At 38.2% G+C, this 14,234-nt stretch carries 17 protein-coding genes; 11 read left to right on the top strand and 6 right to left on the bottom strand.

All coding sequences use genetic code 11. From position 1 onward, the window contains the following. Positions 1–12: 12 nt before the first annotated feature. From EDC24_RS05795 to EDC24_RS05785, 3 genes are all read left to right on the top strand, one after another. The gene (locus tag EDC24_RS05795; RefSeq protein WP_245997991.1) at positions 13–1,254 is read left to right on the top strand and encodes an MFS transporter; all 1,242 of its coding nucleotides are present in this window, start codon (positions 13–15) and stop codon (positions 1,252–1,254) included. Positions 1,255–1,317: 63 nt separating this feature from the next. Continuing rightward, positions 1,318–2,127, top strand: a complete 810-nt coding sequence (thiD, locus tag EDC24_RS05790) for a bifunctional hydroxymethylpyrimidine kinase/phosphomethylpyrimidine kinase (protein ID WP_124220639.1) — start codon at positions 1,318–1,320, stop codon at positions 2,125–2,127. A 78-nt stretch (positions 2,128–2,205) separates the two neighbouring features. Beyond that, positions 2,206–2,676, top strand: a complete 471-nt coding sequence (locus EDC24_RS05785) for an S-ribosylhomocysteine lyase (protein WP_124220637.1) — start codon at positions 2,206–2,208, stop codon at positions 2,674–2,676. Positions 2,677–2,775: 99 nt separating this feature from the next. Here EDC24_RS05785 and EDC24_RS05780 read toward each other — a convergent pair whose 3' ends face one another. The 3 genes from EDC24_RS05780 to EDC24_RS05770 are packed head-to-tail and all read right to left on the bottom strand — an operon-like array spanning position 2,776 to position 4,484. After that, positions 2,776–3,618, bottom strand: coding sequence for a DUF4097 family beta strand repeat-containing protein (locus EDC24_RS05780; protein ID WP_124220636.1), 843 nt, complete (start codon positions 3,616–3,618; stop codon positions 2,776–2,778). Position 3,619: 1 nt separating this feature from the next. Beyond that, positions 3,620–4,168 (bottom strand): DUF1700 domain-containing protein, encoded by a 549-nt coding sequence (locus EDC24_RS05775; RefSeq protein WP_124220634.1) that lies wholly within the window; start codon positions 4,166–4,168, stop codon positions 3,620–3,622. After that, positions 4,161–4,484: a PadR family transcriptional regulator gene (locus EDC24_RS05770; protein ID WP_124220632.1), complete on the bottom strand. Its 324-nt coding sequence runs from the start codon at positions 4,482–4,484 to the stop codon at positions 4,161–4,163. The genes EDC24_RS05775 and EDC24_RS05770 overlap by 8 nt, the downstream gene beginning before the upstream one ends. A 181-nt stretch (positions 4,485–4,665) precedes the next feature. Between EDC24_RS05770 and EDC24_RS05765 the strand changes: the two genes are divergently transcribed. After that, positions 4,666–5,280, top strand: coding sequence for a spore coat protein (locus tag EDC24_RS05765; RefSeq protein ID WP_124220630.1), 615 nt, complete (start codon positions 4,666–4,668; stop codon positions 5,278–5,280). Between the two features lie 31 nt (positions 5,281–5,311). Here EDC24_RS05765 and EDC24_RS05760 read toward each other — a convergent pair whose 3' ends face one another. From EDC24_RS05760 to EDC24_RS05750, 3 genes are all read right to left on the bottom strand, one after another. Then, positions 5,312–6,649 carry a polysaccharide deacetylase family protein gene (locus EDC24_RS05760; protein ID WP_124220628.1) on the bottom strand — a complete coding sequence of 446 codons (1,338 nt, stop codon included), beginning with the start codon at positions 6,647–6,649 and terminating at the stop codon, positions 5,312–5,314. Positions 6,650–6,724: 75 nt separating this feature from the next. Then, positions 6,725–7,555 (bottom strand): coiled-coil domain-containing protein, encoded by an 831-nt coding sequence (locus EDC24_RS05755; protein WP_170158473.1) that lies wholly within the window; start codon positions 7,553–7,555, stop codon positions 6,725–6,727. Positions 7,556–7,718: 163 nt separating this feature from the next. Next, entirely contained in the window at positions 7,719–8,501 is a 783-nt protein-coding gene (locus EDC24_RS05750; protein ID WP_124220624.1) for an ion transporter, read from the bottom strand. A 153-nt stretch (positions 8,502–8,654) separates the two neighbouring features. Here EDC24_RS05750 and EDC24_RS05745 point away from each other — a divergent pair, with 153 nt between their 5' ends. The 7 genes from EDC24_RS05745 (at position 8,655) to phoU (ending at position 14,177) form a co-directional block, all read left to right on the top strand. Then, entirely contained in the window at positions 8,655–8,984 is a 330-nt protein-coding gene (locus tag EDC24_RS05745) for a DMT family transporter (protein WP_124220622.1), read from the top strand. Further along, positions 8,984–9,298 carry a DMT family transporter gene (locus EDC24_RS05740; protein ID WP_124220620.1) on the top strand — a complete coding sequence of 105 codons (315 nt, stop codon included), beginning with the start codon at positions 8,984–8,986 and terminating at the stop codon, positions 9,296–9,298. Before EDC24_RS05745 ends, EDC24_RS05740 begins: the two co-directional genes overlap by 1 nt. 475 nt (positions 9,299–9,773) lie before the next feature. After that, positions 9,774–10,778 (top strand): PstS family phosphate ABC transporter substrate-binding protein, encoded by a 1,005-nt coding sequence (locus tag EDC24_RS05735; RefSeq protein ID WP_124220618.1) that lies wholly within the window; start codon positions 9,774–9,776, stop codon positions 10,776–10,778. Positions 10,779–10,840: 62 nt separating this feature from the next. Then, positions 10,841–11,794 (top strand): phosphate ABC transporter permease subunit PstC, encoded by a 954-nt coding sequence (pstC, locus tag EDC24_RS05730; protein WP_124220616.1) that lies wholly within the window; start codon positions 10,841–10,843, stop codon positions 11,792–11,794. Between the two features lies 1 nt (position 11,795). Next, positions 11,796–12,680, top strand: a complete 885-nt coding sequence (pstA, locus tag EDC24_RS05725; protein ID WP_124220614.1) for a phosphate ABC transporter permease PstA — start codon at positions 11,796–11,798, stop codon at positions 12,678–12,680. 18 nt (positions 12,681–12,698) lie between these two features. Beyond that, complete coding sequence (pstB, locus tag EDC24_RS05720) at positions 12,699–13,502, top strand: phosphate ABC transporter ATP-binding protein PstB (RefSeq protein ID WP_124220612.1); 804 nt, start codon at positions 12,699–12,701, stop codon at positions 13,500–13,502. A gap of 18 nt (positions 13,503–13,520) precedes the next feature. Continuing rightward, positions 13,521–14,177 carry a phosphate signaling complex protein PhoU gene (gene phoU, locus EDC24_RS05715; RefSeq protein ID WP_124220611.1) on the top strand — a complete coding sequence of 219 codons (657 nt, stop codon included), beginning with the start codon at positions 13,521–13,523 and terminating at the stop codon, positions 14,175–14,177. Positions 14,178–14,234: the final 57 nt, after the last annotated feature.

Genomic DNA, 14,234 nt, shown 5'->3' with positions numbered 1-14,234 from the left:
GAAGGGTCAACGTTGGATCAGCAATCCTTAGCAAAACGCAACTTGGCGATCATGTGGTTCGCCAATTTTTTTGTTGCCGGAAGTATGACAATGGTGATGCCATTTTTATCACTATATATAGAAACGTTTGGAAATTTCTCCGATGATTATGTTCAAACTTGGGCAGGCTATACATTTGGAATCACATTCCTAACAGCTTTTGCCGTCTCACCTATTTGGGGTCGAATTGGAGACCGTTATGGCCGAAAACCCATTCTTATGATCGCAGCATTCGGTCTTGCTACGAGTGTCTTTTTAATGGGCGAAGTACAAACGGTCTTTCAACTATTTTTATTACGCTTTATAATGGGTGTTTTTACTGGCTTCATTCCATTATCACAAGCCTTAATTTCAACTCAAACACAAAAGGGAATTTCAGGCAGAGTCCTAGGCACCCTGCAAACGGGTACGGTTACCGGAACATTAATGGGTCCGTTGCTTGGTGGTGTTTTAGCCGATTCGTTTGGTTATGCACAGGCTTTCCAAATGACATCAGTTACGATCTTTATAGCAGGCCTTTTAGTGGCATTTGGTTTAAAAGAATTCCGTGTGAAAGACGATGAGAATGAACAAGAAAGCTATACGAGAAAAGAAGTATTAACGTTTATTATTGGACATCCAATGTTAATCTCGGTCATTATTTTATCTATGTTCGTTCAAGTCGCGCACTTTGCGGTCCAGCCGATTCTTGCTTTATACGTTAGTGAACTGAACGGTCCGGCTAACTTAGCCTTCATCTCAGGAATTGCCTTTTCCATCACAGGTTTAGGTAATTTACTTATGACTAGGCGTTGGGGACGAATTGCAGACCGGGTAGGTTATGAAAAAATTCTCATTGGATTACTAATTGCAGCTGGCTTGGTTTATCTTCCAGGTGCGTTCGTTAACGAAGTATGGCAACTTGTCATCGTCAGGTTCTTACTCGGTGTGACATTAGGTGGGATTATCCCAGTTCGAATGGCTTATATAAGACAAGTGGCTCCGATTAATATGCAAGGTGAAGTCATGGGCTACAACACAAGCCTACGCTTCTTAGGTAATGTGCTAGGACCAGTTTTAGGTGGAATTGTTGCAGGTTGGTATAACATTTCATCAGTCTTCATCATGACAAGTGTTATGTTGTTCAGCTGTGGAATGATCTTGCTATTTATTAAATGGCGTGAATCCCATTCTGATAGCCATGTTCCTTCAAAAACAAAACACTCAACATCATAAAGTTGTCACGTAGTAGCTTTTACCTTACAATAACAACAGAAGATTTGAAAGCGAGGGAAAGACATGAAAAGAGCATTAGTATTAGCAGGTTCAGATACAAGTGGTGGAGCTGGTATTCAGGCTGATATCAAAACGTCACAAGAAATCGGCATCTATCCGATGACAGCTTTAACAACAATCGTCGCACAAAACCCATCAAACGATTGGGCACACGATGTTTATCCGATTGACTTTGATACAGTAAAAGCACAGCTTCATACGATTTTAGATGGCGTTGGTGTCGACATTATGAAAACAGGTATGCTTCCAACAGCAGAGGTAATCGAATTAGCTGCTGAAGTGATTAATAAACACGACCTAAAAGCGGTTATCGACCCTGTATTAGTTTGCAAAGGGCAAGACGAAGCATTGCATCCTGAAAACTCACAAGCATTACGCGATGTGTTAGTTCCGAATGCATATGTGACTACACCAAACTTGTTTGAAGCTGGCCAACTTGCTGAGATGTCTAACATTACAACAGTGGATGAAATGAAAGAAGCTGCAAAACGCATTTACGAGTTAGGTGCACAGCACGTCATTGTAAAAGGTGGCGCAGATGTAGAAGGCGATGTAGCTGTTGACGTTTATTACGCTGGTGGCGATTTTATTTTAATTGAAACAGATGCCATCGACACAACTTACACGCACGGTGCGGGCTGCACGTTCGCATCTGCTATTACAGCTTATATCGCAAAAGGCCAAGAGCCATTAGAAGCCATTCGATCAGCTAAAACATTCATCACAAATGCGATTGATGGCGCATCTAAGCTTAATCAATATGTCGGTTCAGTTAATCAATTTGCGAACCGCCACAATCACGTTAACGTATAAAACTGAGAGGCCATTGCCTTCTCAGTTTTTGTTTACCGTAAATACTAGTGTTATCATAAAGTTAAAGGAGGAATTAAAATGACTGAAAAGATGAACGTTGAAAGTTTTAACTTAGATCACACGAAAGTCAAAGCTCCTTATGTACGACTCGTCGGAATTACAAAAGGTCAACAAGATCAGATTCATAAATACGATATCCGCTTTAAACAACCTAACAAAGCGCATATGGAAATGGACGGTCTACACTCAATCGAACATTTAATGGCTGAAAACATTCGGAACCATTTAGACAATGTCATCGATATCGGACCAATGGGTTGCCAGACTGGGTTCTATCTATCTGTGCTAAACCATAATGATTACGATGAAATTTTAGATGCGATTGAAAAAACATTACACGATGTGCTAAACGCTGATGAAGTTCCAGCATGCAATGAAGTGCAGTGCGGTTGGGCTGCCAACCATAGTTTAGAAGGCGCAAAAGACATTGCGAAAGAAATGCTTGAAAATCGCGATGAATGGCATGATGTTTTTGGTGAAGAAGTCTAAATTATTGATGCCAACTAGTCAAAACTGCTAGTTGGTTTTTTATGATCTTAAATTAAAATGAAGCTTAGCACTCATTTTGTAAAAAAGGTAGGCGACCGCCTACCTTGTGTTAAATTCAAATGAACCTGCACTAGTATTCACGTCAACACGATAAATACCCTCTCCTATTGAACCTTTAATGCGATTACCGGAATTTTCCTCATAATTTAATGGGAAGTCAATCGATGCACTACCAGCACTCGCACGATAATCTAATACCATATCTGTTGGTTGCTCAACTGTATTAATGATTACTTGACCAGCTGATGTATCTACATTAATATTTTGTTCAAGGCTCTCTAGATCAACAACTACTTTACCAGCACTTGTATCAATATCTAAGTCACCCGTAATACGATTAATAGTCACTGCCCCTGCTGAAGTGTCGATAGCTGATTTTTCACTATCAATGGATGTTAAATCCACCTTCCCAGCACTTGTATCTATTCCTAGTTCCCTAACTTGAATGTTATCAATGCTTACAGTTGCTGCTGATAAATCAATTTGGATAGCATCATAAATCTTCTCTGGTAAATATACATCCAAATTCATTCTATTTCCTATATTAAACCAAAAAAACGACTGATTTTCTCTTAAATCAACATTTAATTGATTCCCTTCTTGATTCACTTTAAATTGACTATCAGAGAATACATACTTTTCTCCATAATAATCTACAGTAATCTCATTACCATCTGTTGGTAATATATTTAGTTTTGAACTATTTGCTTCAATATTAACTCGATCAATTTCTTGACTCTCAAATGTTTTTTGTTCTTCAATCTTTTCTGATTTTCCTAAAAACATTCCTTTTATTGAACCACCATTAATAGCAACAGTAACGGTCAATCCAATCAGACTAACAAATAATATAATAACGGATATAATGGCAACTCTTTTCATGTTAATACCCCCTCACCAATCTCACATTGAAATTAATGTACATTTTTATTAAGCGGAATAACCATTTTCCTAACCACAATAATCCAAGCAATACTAAAACACCTAACGATAGTCCAACACCTACCAGGAAAAAACTTATGAGAATACTCCCGACACCATTCACAATCGCATTAAAGAATAATACCATAGGACTAAAAATCAGGGTGACTACGACACTATAAAGTCCAAAATATGCTGTTATAATTCCAATCAAAGGAGCTAATACAAATATAATATTTATAAAAATTAATACGATGCTTAAAACAACCATACGTACTAAATCAGTGTTTGTATTATGGATACTCTTCTTTGAATTAGGTAACTCTTCGAGAACATTTTCAGCAACTTCTTCTGGCGAACCTAATTCGTTAATTACCTCTAAGTCTGTTTTGCCATCCCTTAATCCGTTATCGAAATGTTCTCGATAATCATACAAAATTTCATCCCGCTCTACTTTAGATAATGGAGCTAATAATTGCTTTAACTCCTTTAAATATTGGTCTTTATTCATCTTTTAATGCCTCCTTAATTAACAAATTCACATTGATGGAAAATAACTCCCATTCACTTACTAAAAAGTCCATGTATTGTTTTCCTTTATCAGTTAACCGATAATATTTGCGCGGCGGGCCTTCCTTTGATTCAGCTAAATACGTTGTGCAATAACCTTCTTTTGTTAGACGTCTTAACAACGGATAAAGTGAACCTTCTGCCAAATCAATATTATCCGATATGTTCTGAGCTAACTCATATCCATACTGATCCTTTTTATAGATCAATACTAAAACGCAAAGTTCTAAGATGCCTTTTTTAAATTGAGTATTCATACTATACCTCTTTTCCCAGTACTGAATATTATTCAATAGCTTACTATAACTTAACATGCACTACTGAATAATACAAGGTAGTTATTTATATTCATAAATTTTATTAAAATGCCACATGCATAAAATAATCCATTTGATACACCTTAATAGTTGTAATTTGTTAAAAAGGAGGCCATATAATATGGATCAACAGCAAAACCCAAACAGCCAAATGAAGAATTCAAATCAAATGCCAGCTCAACAAAGCCACTCTGCTCATGAAATCTACGATGTAAAAGAGGTGCTTGGTGCTTTATTGGGAACAATGGAGCATTACAAAATTTACGAACAGGGCATTCAGGACCAGAACTTGAAGAATATTTTAACGAGACAGCATCAGTACATGACTCAAATGTACAATACATTAGTGGATGCTTATCAAACAGGTCAGCGCCCACCTCAACCGACAACAACTTACAACATGGAGCTTAACAACGACGTCGCGTACGGATTATCCCCAGGTCAGCCAAAGCAACCAAAAAATAATCCTCAGCAACTTTCCGATGAGTGTTATTCCAGCTATATGTTAGGTCATTTAAAGGCTTGTGCTTCTGGGTCGACAATGGCAGCTCTTGAGGCTACCAACCCAGTTGTTCGTCGCGTGCTTCAAGATAGCGTTCCAAACATTTCTGAGATGGCTTATGAAGTATTCCTGTACCAAAATGACAAAGGTTATTACCAAGTGGCACAGTTTGATGAGCAAACCCAAAACCAGTTACTAAATGGTTTCACACATGCATCTCAACAGCCACACTAAAATAAAAAGGATGCCAATTTCGGCATCCTTTTTATTTAATCCCAACCACTTGTAGGCCTTGAGATTCTAGATAATCAAGAATTTCAGGCAGTGCATTTAATGTATGTTTATTTTCATGAAGAATATAAATTCCTCCTGAAGGGTCGACTGATTTAAAATAATTGATAATATCCGTTTCATTATTGGCTTTCCAATCTCGTGGATCACGATTCCACATGACCGTTTTTAAATCATGTTGTTGGATAACTTCCTGAACATCTTGGTTGATAGCACCAAATGGTGGTCTGAATAGCTCTACTTGCCTTCCAACGAGCCCTTCAAGTCCCGTCAAGGCTTCCAACATATCATTTTGTAACAATTTTGGTGTCAGTTGATTTAAGTTATCATGACTGTGGGAATGACTGCCAATGACATGACCTAAATCTTCCGCGAACGCCGCTGCCTCCGGGTACTTTTCAACATGTTGTCCTACAAAGAAAAACGTACCCGCGACACCATAATCAGCTAAAACACCTGCAATATCTTTTGTAAATACAGAAGGTCCGTCATCAAACGTTAGAGCGACATACCCTTCTGGCAAGCTATAAAAATGGTTGCTTTCAACTTCGTACATTGGGAACGGGTCATCTTTTTCTTCAGTTGAATTCTCTGAAACCGAACGCTCCTCAACCTCATCAGATTCCTCGTCTTCTGAATGAGCATCTAATACCAAGGTTTCGTCGTCTTGATTAGCAACTGGCTCAGAATTTTCGTTTTCAAAAGCTGCGAAGTGCTCGCTTGAAAAAGCCAACAATACAGCTAACGCGACACCAGCTAGCAAGCCGTTTCGAAAAATTTTCGGAAACTTAACCTGATTAAGCCAATCGGACTCTGGTTTTTCCTCAACAACATCATCCACTTTAAATGAAGCCCAATTAGATGTCTGTGACTCATCCGAAGTTTTCTTTTGCTGAGGTTCTTCCTCAGGCTCAGGAACAGTATCAGGTTGGTCATTTATCGACTGAGCAAAATCTTCAGGTAAATGGATAAATGACAGTTGTTCAACTTGTTTAAAATTCTCAGTCCCTTTGATCTCCTCCAACTGTGTCTGGTAAGATTTTGAACATACAAAATCGACTTTACGTTGGAAAGAGCCGTCAACTGCGGTTAACGTACTCGTATATGTATCCGTAAAGGGGTCACGTTTTGAAGTGAACGACAAACGCCATAAGGAACCCTCTAATGAGGTCGTATGGTCTTTAAGAGACTGATACGTTTGGTCATCCAATTCAAACCATATGAGTTTTTCATTTTGGTCAATTGTTAGACGAATCTTAGCATATCCCTGGTTTAGTTCGACTAGTTCTAACAGTTTAAATGTATATGACATATTTTCTGCCTCATTTCCCAACAAAAGAGGTAATATACAAATAATGAAGTCGGCAAAGCGACTTCATTAGAATGGTTACTTATTTTCTGGTTCGAAAGTTTTAATTGTCTCTGTCTCTTCTTCACTAGAATCATTCGCTTTTGATTCCATTTCATCTTCTAAGTCATAGGCTTTAAAAGACGAACTCATGCGATTGTTAAAGTCCTTGAACATTCCAAGTAAATATGAATTCTCTTCGCGGATCTTGTAGTATTTCTTTTGGAGATTCTCGTTCTTCGTATCAAGCTCACGAATTTTATCTTCAAGTTTTTGGACTTTGCTGATGTTTTCCATCTGCTCGCGCTCATAAGCTTCATTTAATTTAATATAGCGCTCTTCTTCGATATTAATATTATTCTTCAATTCTTCAATTTCATGTGTTAAACGCATTTGCATTTCTTGATAATCTTCCATCAACTGATCATACTTCAGACTGCGGTTCGTAATTTGGTCTTCTAGTTGACCGATTTCATCGTCTTTTTCTTCGACTGTTTTCTGCAATTGCGTTTTTTCTTGCGTCAACTTATTCACGTAATCATCGCTATGCTTTAAACGATCTTTGACCTCGTCTAAATTTTGCTTAACTAAATCACGGTCACTCATCATTTGATCGACCGCAACTAATAAATCAAGCGCAATTTTATCCTTTTTACGATAGTCTTTCGAATCTGGAGAAGGTTCTTGCATGCGCTGAGATGTTGAAGGCTCGGATGCCGTCACTTCTTCCTCTTGACCCGAACTACTTTTATCACGATCAAACAGTTTCGCAGCTTGAATCTGTTGATAGGCTTCTTCCTTCTCGTCCTTAATTGAACCATGTGATGTTGCTAAAGCTGGCTCTTCTTGTTTGATCTGGAAGTTATCCATTAGGTTTCTAAAAAATTGACGTATCCTCATAAACTCACTCCATGTGAACAATCGGCTTAATAGACTTTTAATATTTGTAACACGACCGAAAAGTATACTACCTTTAAAGTACCATTAAACTACAATTTTCGCAATAAATTTCGACACTTTTCTGAATTGTTGTCTAAGAGTTTTTCATGTAATCTTTTAACTCTTTAATTTCACGTCTTAATTGCGAAATTTCTTCTTTCAAATCATCCTCTTCTTCATCTGACTCCATGGCTTCGACTTTTTCAAAATTATTGACGATGACACCAACAAATAGATTCAGGACGACAAATGAACCAGCTAATATAAAGGACACAAAGTAAATCCACGAGTAAGGGGCCTCTTCCATAACCGGCCTCATAACACCACTGGCCCATGATTCAAGCGTAATCATTTGAAATAAAGTTAGGGCTGTATGCTGGATTGTTCCAAAGTACTCTGTACTCACGTCACTGTATAGAACCGTTCCAATGACACTGAATATATAAAAGACAATCGTTAAAAGTAGCATGATTGTACCGAGAGACGGCAGCGTCATTAGAAGAGCGTTTACTAATTTTCTTAATGACGGGATCACCGAAATCGTTCTAAATAACCTGAGAACACGTAAAATACGTAACACCGTCACATAAGTCGAACCAACGAAAATATAACTGAAAGCAACAATTAAAAAGTCAAACACATTCCAGCCGTCTTTAAAGAACTTTCCAGTCGGCTCAGACGCAATTAACTTTAACGCTATTTCAATTGTAAAAATGGCTAAAATGATTATATCTAGCACCTGTAGTATTGTGCCATAAGATTGATATAAACTCGGATAAGTTTCCATACCAATCAAGACCGCATTTAATAATATCAAAGCGATGATGAAGTTTTGAAAGGCTTTATTTTCAACCACTCGCTTACTCCAAGCTTGCATTGTGATCTCTCCTTCTCTTTAAACACCTAACATTGATTATACGTTTTGTTCGAATTTCATTTCAATAGAATTCCACTATTACTAGTGATAAAATAGTGTCACATCACCTAATTCAATAGGTGGTTTTTCTTTTGTCAGTAAAGGATGATCAATATGCAGGCAGCTTGGATTCAAGTGTTTGTCGGTGCGTTTTTCGAAGTGTTGTGGGTAATCGGCCTAAAGCATGCCGATTCTATATTAGAGTGGAGCTTGACGGTGGTGGCGATTTTCATTAGTTTCTACCTATTAATAAAGTCCGGTGAAGTTTTGCCAGTTGGTACGTCTTATGCTGTTTTCGTTGGGCTAGGTACAGCCGGAACCGTTTTGGCTGATATTTTATTATTTAATGTTCCTGTTAGTTTTTCACAACTAGGCTTAATAGCTCTTCTACTATTTGGCGTGATTGGCCTCAAACTCGTAACAGATGAGCGAGGTGAAGCTTAATGTATTGGAGTGCATTAGTTTTAGCAGGTATATTTGAGATGAGTGGGGTGTTGATGATCAATACTTATCATCAGCGCAAAACGTGGACAGCTTTAGCAGGACTCATTTTGGCGTTTTCATTAAGCTTTTTCCTATTGTCCTTCTCAATGGAGGCCTTGCCGATGAGTACAGCTTATGCAGTTTGGACAGGAATTGGAGCTGCTGGTGGTGCCATCATGGGAATCATTTTATTTAAAGAAAAAGCCTCGTTATTACGAATTTTATTTATATCTATTATCATTTCAGCGACTATTGGGCTCAAACTTATAAATTAAGTGCGAACTAAAAGTGAGCAATTTCCTTTGGAAGATGCTCACTTTTCTTATCTAAACCAAACTATAAATAAATGGAATTAAAAAAGCTAAACTTAAACAAATGATGGCTACCACCTTTGATTGTCTGGCGCCTCTTTTTTCTCCATTTTGTAAGTATTCCATAAATGTAAGGGTGTAACTAAAACAAATAATAAAGAAAATAATAGATACGAATATAATCCAAAAAGGGACTTCCATAATAATATTAACCTCCCCCCTAACCTATTTTAGCACAAAAATCCAGTGACCTCTTACAATTTTTGCAAGCATCATTTACGTTGTACCCCCTCTTCACATCCTCCTCCAATCTCGCCACAACAACGATTTACATTTTCTTAACCTTATCTTTACACTTACTTTACAGACATTTACCCCTTTCCTTATTATGATGGATTTGTAACAAATAATTAGAAATTTCCTAAAGGGGGACATTCCAATGTCTAAAATCTCAAAGCTTTTTATTCTATCAATCTTTACTCTATTAATGGCAACATTAGTAGCTTGTGGATCTGATGATGAGTCCGAGTCCAATGCAAGTCAAGACGATCAGCCAGAAGATACGAACAGTGAAAACGAAGAGAATGAGTCCAGCGAGGAACTTGAAGGTAGTGTTGTCATCGATGGTTCTGGAACGGTTTATCCGTTAATGTCCAGAATGGCAGAGGAATATATGATTAACGCACAACAAGGCGTATCTGTTGAAGTGAGCCGTTCAGGAACGAGCGCAGGTTTTGAGAAGTTTTTAGTTGAGGATGGAACTGATTTTAATGATGCTTCACGTGAAATTAAAGATGAAGAGCAAGCTAAAGCAGATGAATTAGGAATAGATGTTAAAGAATTAAAAGTTGCCTTAGATGGTTTATCGATCGTAATTAATCCTAACAACGAATTTGCAACTGAATTATCCGAGCAACAAGTTATTGATATTTTCCTAGGTGAATACACACAATGGTCAGACATTAACTCGGATTGGCCAGAGGAAAAAATTCAAACGTATGGCCCGAATGAAAACCATGGAACTTACGAGTTTTTCTATGAAGAGATCTTAGATGAACAAGACTTAGTTGAAGATATTAACCTTCAACAGGATTACTCTACTCTAGTTACTCTTGTTTCAGAAGATGAGAATGCAATCGGATTCTTTGGTTTTGGTTATTACGATAACAACCAAGATAAAGTTCAAGCCGTTCAAGTTGATTTTGGAGATGGGCCAGTTGCGCCTTCACTTGAAACAATTGGTGAAGAAGGGCCTTATGCAAACTTTACACGCCCAGTCTTCACTTATCTAAACGTCAATCACGCGAAGGAAAAACCACAAGTACTTGACTATTCCATTTGGTTAATGGAAAACGTGAATGACTACGCAGGTGAAGTTGGATTCGCTCCAATTCCTGATGAAGAAGCACAACAACTTGCAGACGAACTTAAAGAACTAAAATAAACCCGAAATGAGAGCTTCTTAGCTCTCATTTCATTCCTTTTCCAATGGAAGGAGGAGTCACCATGACATCTGACAGCCAGTCAAAACAGAATACTTTGAACGTTCAAGAGTTAATTCAACAGAAAAAATCTAAAAAGAGCCTCAGTGCCAAGTTCGAAAAATTAATCCCATCAATTTTATTCTTATTTGCAATGATTTCTATTCTTACTACTATTGGCATTATCTATACGTTATTTAGCGAGACAATAGAGTTTTTCAAGACAGTTCCAATCAGTGACTTTTTTACTGGAACAACCTTGAAGCCATTAAGTCAAAATCCTGAATTCGGCATCTTCCCCTTAATTAATGGAACCATTATGTCATCGCTTATTGCAATGCTTGTAGCAGGTCCAATTGGAATTATGGCAGCTATTTATTTAAGTGAGTACGCTTCAGATAAAGCAAGGCGCACGCTAAAACCACTATTAGAAGTATTAGCAGGAATTCCAACGATTGTTTACGGCTTTTTTGCCTTTACGTTTGTCACACCTATATTACGATCCATTTGGCCAGCGGTTGATGCGACGAACATTTTGAGCCCAGGAATAGTGATGGGCGTCATGATCATTCCAATGATAGCGTCATTATCAGAAGATGCTATGAGCTCGGTTCCTAACTCCATTCGTGAAGGAGCTTTCGCCTTAGGAGCTACAAAACTAGAATCGACATTCAAAGTCGTTATTCCAGGTGCATTATCCGGTATTATCGCATCATTTATCCTAGGCATTTCTCGAGCAATTGGCGAGACGATGATTGTCACCATTGCAAGTGGAAGTTCAAAAAACTTCACATTTGATGTGACTGAATCGATGCAAACGATGACAGCTTACATTGTTGAAGTTGCAGGCGGAGAAGCACCAGCGGGATCAACGATTTACTTCAGTTTATATGCTGTTGCTATGACGTTATTTGTTTTCACTCTACTCATGAATTTATTAGCACGTTATGTCTCTCGTAAGTTCAGGGAGGAATACTAGCATGAATTATATGGATATCCAACACGTTCAAAAGAAAATGAAAACGAGGATCGTTAAAAATAACATCCTTAAATATATATTTTTATTGGCAACCGTCATCGGCTTAGTAGTCCTAGCAACGTTAATTATTCGCGTTTTCACACAAGGGATCGGAGCTATAAATGTTGATTTCTTAACAGGGCATTTATCCACTGCACCAGAACGAGCAGGAATCATGGGCGCTATTCTTGGAACCCTGTGGCTTATGGCCGTCGTCATTCCTGTTACCATCATCATAGGCATTGGCACGGCCCTTTACTTGGAACTTTACCTTAAAGAAGGACGAACCAGGGCGTTAATTCAGACCAACATTTCAAACTTGGCTGGTGTTCCGTCAATTGTTTACGGCATTTTAGGCTTAACCGTTTTTGTCCGTGCGATGGACCTTGGAAATATTGTATTGGCTGGCGGGTTAACGTTGGCTTTACTCATTTTACCGATCGTCATCGTGGCTGCTCAAGAATCTATTAGATCCGTCCCACAACATCTTACTGAAGCTTCATACGGGATGGGGGCTACAAAATGGCAAACAATCAGGCGCATTATTTTACCAGCAGCTTTACCTGGCATGTTAACAGGGTCTATTTTAGCTATTTCAAGAGCCATTGGCGAAACAGCACCACTAACCGTAATCGGTATTCCAGCATTACTCATCCCTTTTCCAGAAGGGATTACCGATAAATTCACCGCGCTTCCAATGCAGATTTATTATTGGACATTGGATGCCGTATTAGTTGAGGAATATGCCAAACTCGCATCTGCCACAATCATTGTTTTATTGTTATTACTTTTCATTCTAAATTCTGTTGCTATCATCATCCGCAACAAGTTTCAACAGCGTTATTAAGGAAAAGGAGTGTTAACCATGAGTTTAGCAACTGTGCAAAACGTACAGAAGCAAGCAGCCACAAACCAAAACACGATATTTCAAGTCGACAATTTTAACCTTTGGTACGGTGAAACGCACGCATTGAAGGAAGTTGATTTATCCATTAATGAAAAAGAAATCACAGCCATTATCGGCCCATCAGGATGTGGCAAATCCACTTTCCTAAAAACGCTAAATAGAATGGTTGAGATGGTTCCAAGTGTTAAAACATCCGGCGACATTTATTACAGAAGCCAGAACATTTTAAATAAATCATTCCATGTAGAAAACCTTCGCACACGTGTCGGAATGGTCTTTCAAAAACCAAACCCATTCCCAAAATCCGTTTATGAAAACGTCGCTTACGGCCCGAAAATTCACGGAATCAAAAACAAAAAGACGTTAGATGAAATTGTTGAGAAAAGCTTACGTGATGCATATATTTGGGATGAAGTAAAAGATCGATTAAAAGAAAATGCTTATGGATTATCCGGCGGTCAGCAACAACGTTTATGTATCGCCAGAACACTGGCCATTGAGCCAGACGTTATTTTAATGGATGAACCGACATCTGCGCTTGACCCTATTTCGACGCTTAAAGTCGAGGAACTGATCCAGAAACTTAAAGAAGATTACAGCATTGTGATTGTCACGCACAATATGCAACAAGCCGCTCGTATTTCGGACAGAACTGCATTTTTCCTAAACGGTGAGGTTGTGGAATTTAACGATACAGAAACGCTTTTCTCAAATCCGTCTGACCAACGCACCGAGGATTATATTACGGGCCGATTCGGCTAAATCAGAGAGGAGCTTGTTATGGTTAGAGAAAATTTTGAAGACCAACTGTATGGACTGAAAGAAAAAGTATTAGACATGAGTGAGATGGCCAAAAAGGCTATATCCAACTCCCTTAAAGCTCTAGATCAACAAGATGCAGAATTAGCGCAAAGCGTTATTGATCAAGACGAACAGATTAACGCTTTTGAAGATGAGATTAATGATGAAGCCATTTGGATGATTGCAAAGGAACAACCTGTTGCCAAAGACTTAAGACGGTTAGTCATCACATTAAAAGCAACCAATGATATCGAGCGAATTGCTGATTTGGGTGTCAATATCGCTAAGTCGGTACAACGAATTGGAAACAGCTCATTACCTGAAGAAAAGCAACAGATTTTAACTACCGCTTCGGTGGTTGACCAAATGATGGACTTAGTCATTGATGCTTATTTTAAAGAAGATATTGAAACAGCCTTTGAAATTGCTCGAATTGATGATCAAGTTGACCAACAATACGGGGCTTCAATTGAAAACATGTTGAATCATATGACGAAACACCCTGATGAGATTAGTCAGATTACTCAACTTGCTTTTATCAGTCGTTATTTGGAACGAGCAGCTGATCATGTAACAAATATTGCAGAAGGTATCTTATATTTGGTCAAAGGTAAGCACGTAGATTTAAATAGCTAACTCTCCTATATGGTTGAAAATACCCCCTTGAAAACTCCTGCTATGACAGGAGTTTTC

Source organism: Aquisalibacillus elongatus (assembly GCF_003843875.1).
Lineage (GTDB): Bacteria > Bacillota > Bacilli > Bacillales > Alkalibacillaceae > Aquisalibacillus > Aquisalibacillus elongatus.
The sequence above is the reverse complement of the archived record's forward strand: the minus strand, read 5'-3'. Positions and strand labels throughout refer to the sequence as shown.

What these genes read in the sequence shown, in the direction of transcription:
- EDC24_RS05780 (WP_124220636.1), bottom strand. Translation starts at nt 3,618, where the DNA reads ATGAAAAGAGTTGCCATTATATCCGTTATTATATTATTTGTTAGTCTG.
- EDC24_RS05760 (WP_124220628.1), bottom strand. Translation starts at nt 6,649, where the DNA reads ATGTCATATACATTTAAACTGTTAGAACTAGTCGAACTAAACCAGGGA.
- EDC24_RS05770 (WP_124220632.1), bottom strand. Translation starts at nt 4,484, where the DNA reads ATGAATACTCAATTTAAAAAAGGCATCTTAGAACTTTGCGTTTTAGTA.
- EDC24_RS05775 (WP_124220634.1), bottom strand. Translation starts at nt 4,168, where the DNA reads ATGAATAAAGACCAATATTTAAAGGAGTTAAAGCAATTATTAGCTCCA.
- EDC24_RS05740 (WP_124220620.1), top strand. Translation starts at nt 8,984, where the DNA reads ATGTATTGGAGTGCATTAGTTTTAGCAGGTATATTTGAGATGAGTGGG.
- phoU (WP_124220611.1), top strand. Translation starts at nt 13,521, where the DNA reads ATGGTTAGAGAAAATTTTGAAGACCAACTGTATGGACTGAAAGAAAAA.
- pstB (WP_124220612.1), top strand. Translation starts at nt 12,699, where the DNA reads ATGAGTTTAGCAACTGTGCAAAACGTACAGAAGCAAGCAGCCACAAAC.
- pstC (WP_124220616.1), top strand. Translation starts at nt 10,841, where the DNA reads ATGACATCTGACAGCCAGTCAAAACAGAATACTTTGAACGTTCAAGAG.
- EDC24_RS05750 (WP_124220624.1), bottom strand. Translation starts at nt 8,501, where the DNA reads ATGCAAGCTTGGAGTAAGCGAGTGGTTGAAAATAAAGCCTTTCAAAAC.
- EDC24_RS05755 (WP_170158473.1), bottom strand. Translation starts at nt 7,555, where the DNA reads ATGGATAACTTCCAGATCAAACAAGAAGAGCCAGCTTTAGCAACATCA.
- EDC24_RS05785 (WP_124220637.1), top strand. Translation starts at nt 2,206, where the DNA reads ATGACTGAAAAGATGAACGTTGAAAGTTTTAACTTAGATCACACGAAA.
- EDC24_RS05765 (WP_124220630.1), top strand. Translation starts at nt 4,666, where the DNA reads ATGGATCAACAGCAAAACCCAAACAGCCAAATGAAGAATTCAAATCAA.
- EDC24_RS05735 (WP_124220618.1), top strand. Translation starts at nt 9,774, where the DNA reads ATGTCTAAAATCTCAAAGCTTTTTATTCTATCAATCTTTACTCTATTA.
- pstA (WP_124220614.1), top strand. Translation starts at nt 11,796, where the DNA reads ATGAATTATATGGATATCCAACACGTTCAAAAGAAAATGAAAACGAGG.
- thiD (WP_124220639.1), top strand. Translation starts at nt 1,318, where the DNA reads ATGAAAAGAGCATTAGTATTAGCAGGTTCAGATACAAGTGGTGGAGCT.
- EDC24_RS05745 (WP_124220622.1), top strand. Translation starts at nt 8,655, where the DNA reads ATGCAGGCAGCTTGGATTCAAGTGTTTGTCGGTGCGTTTTTCGAAGTG.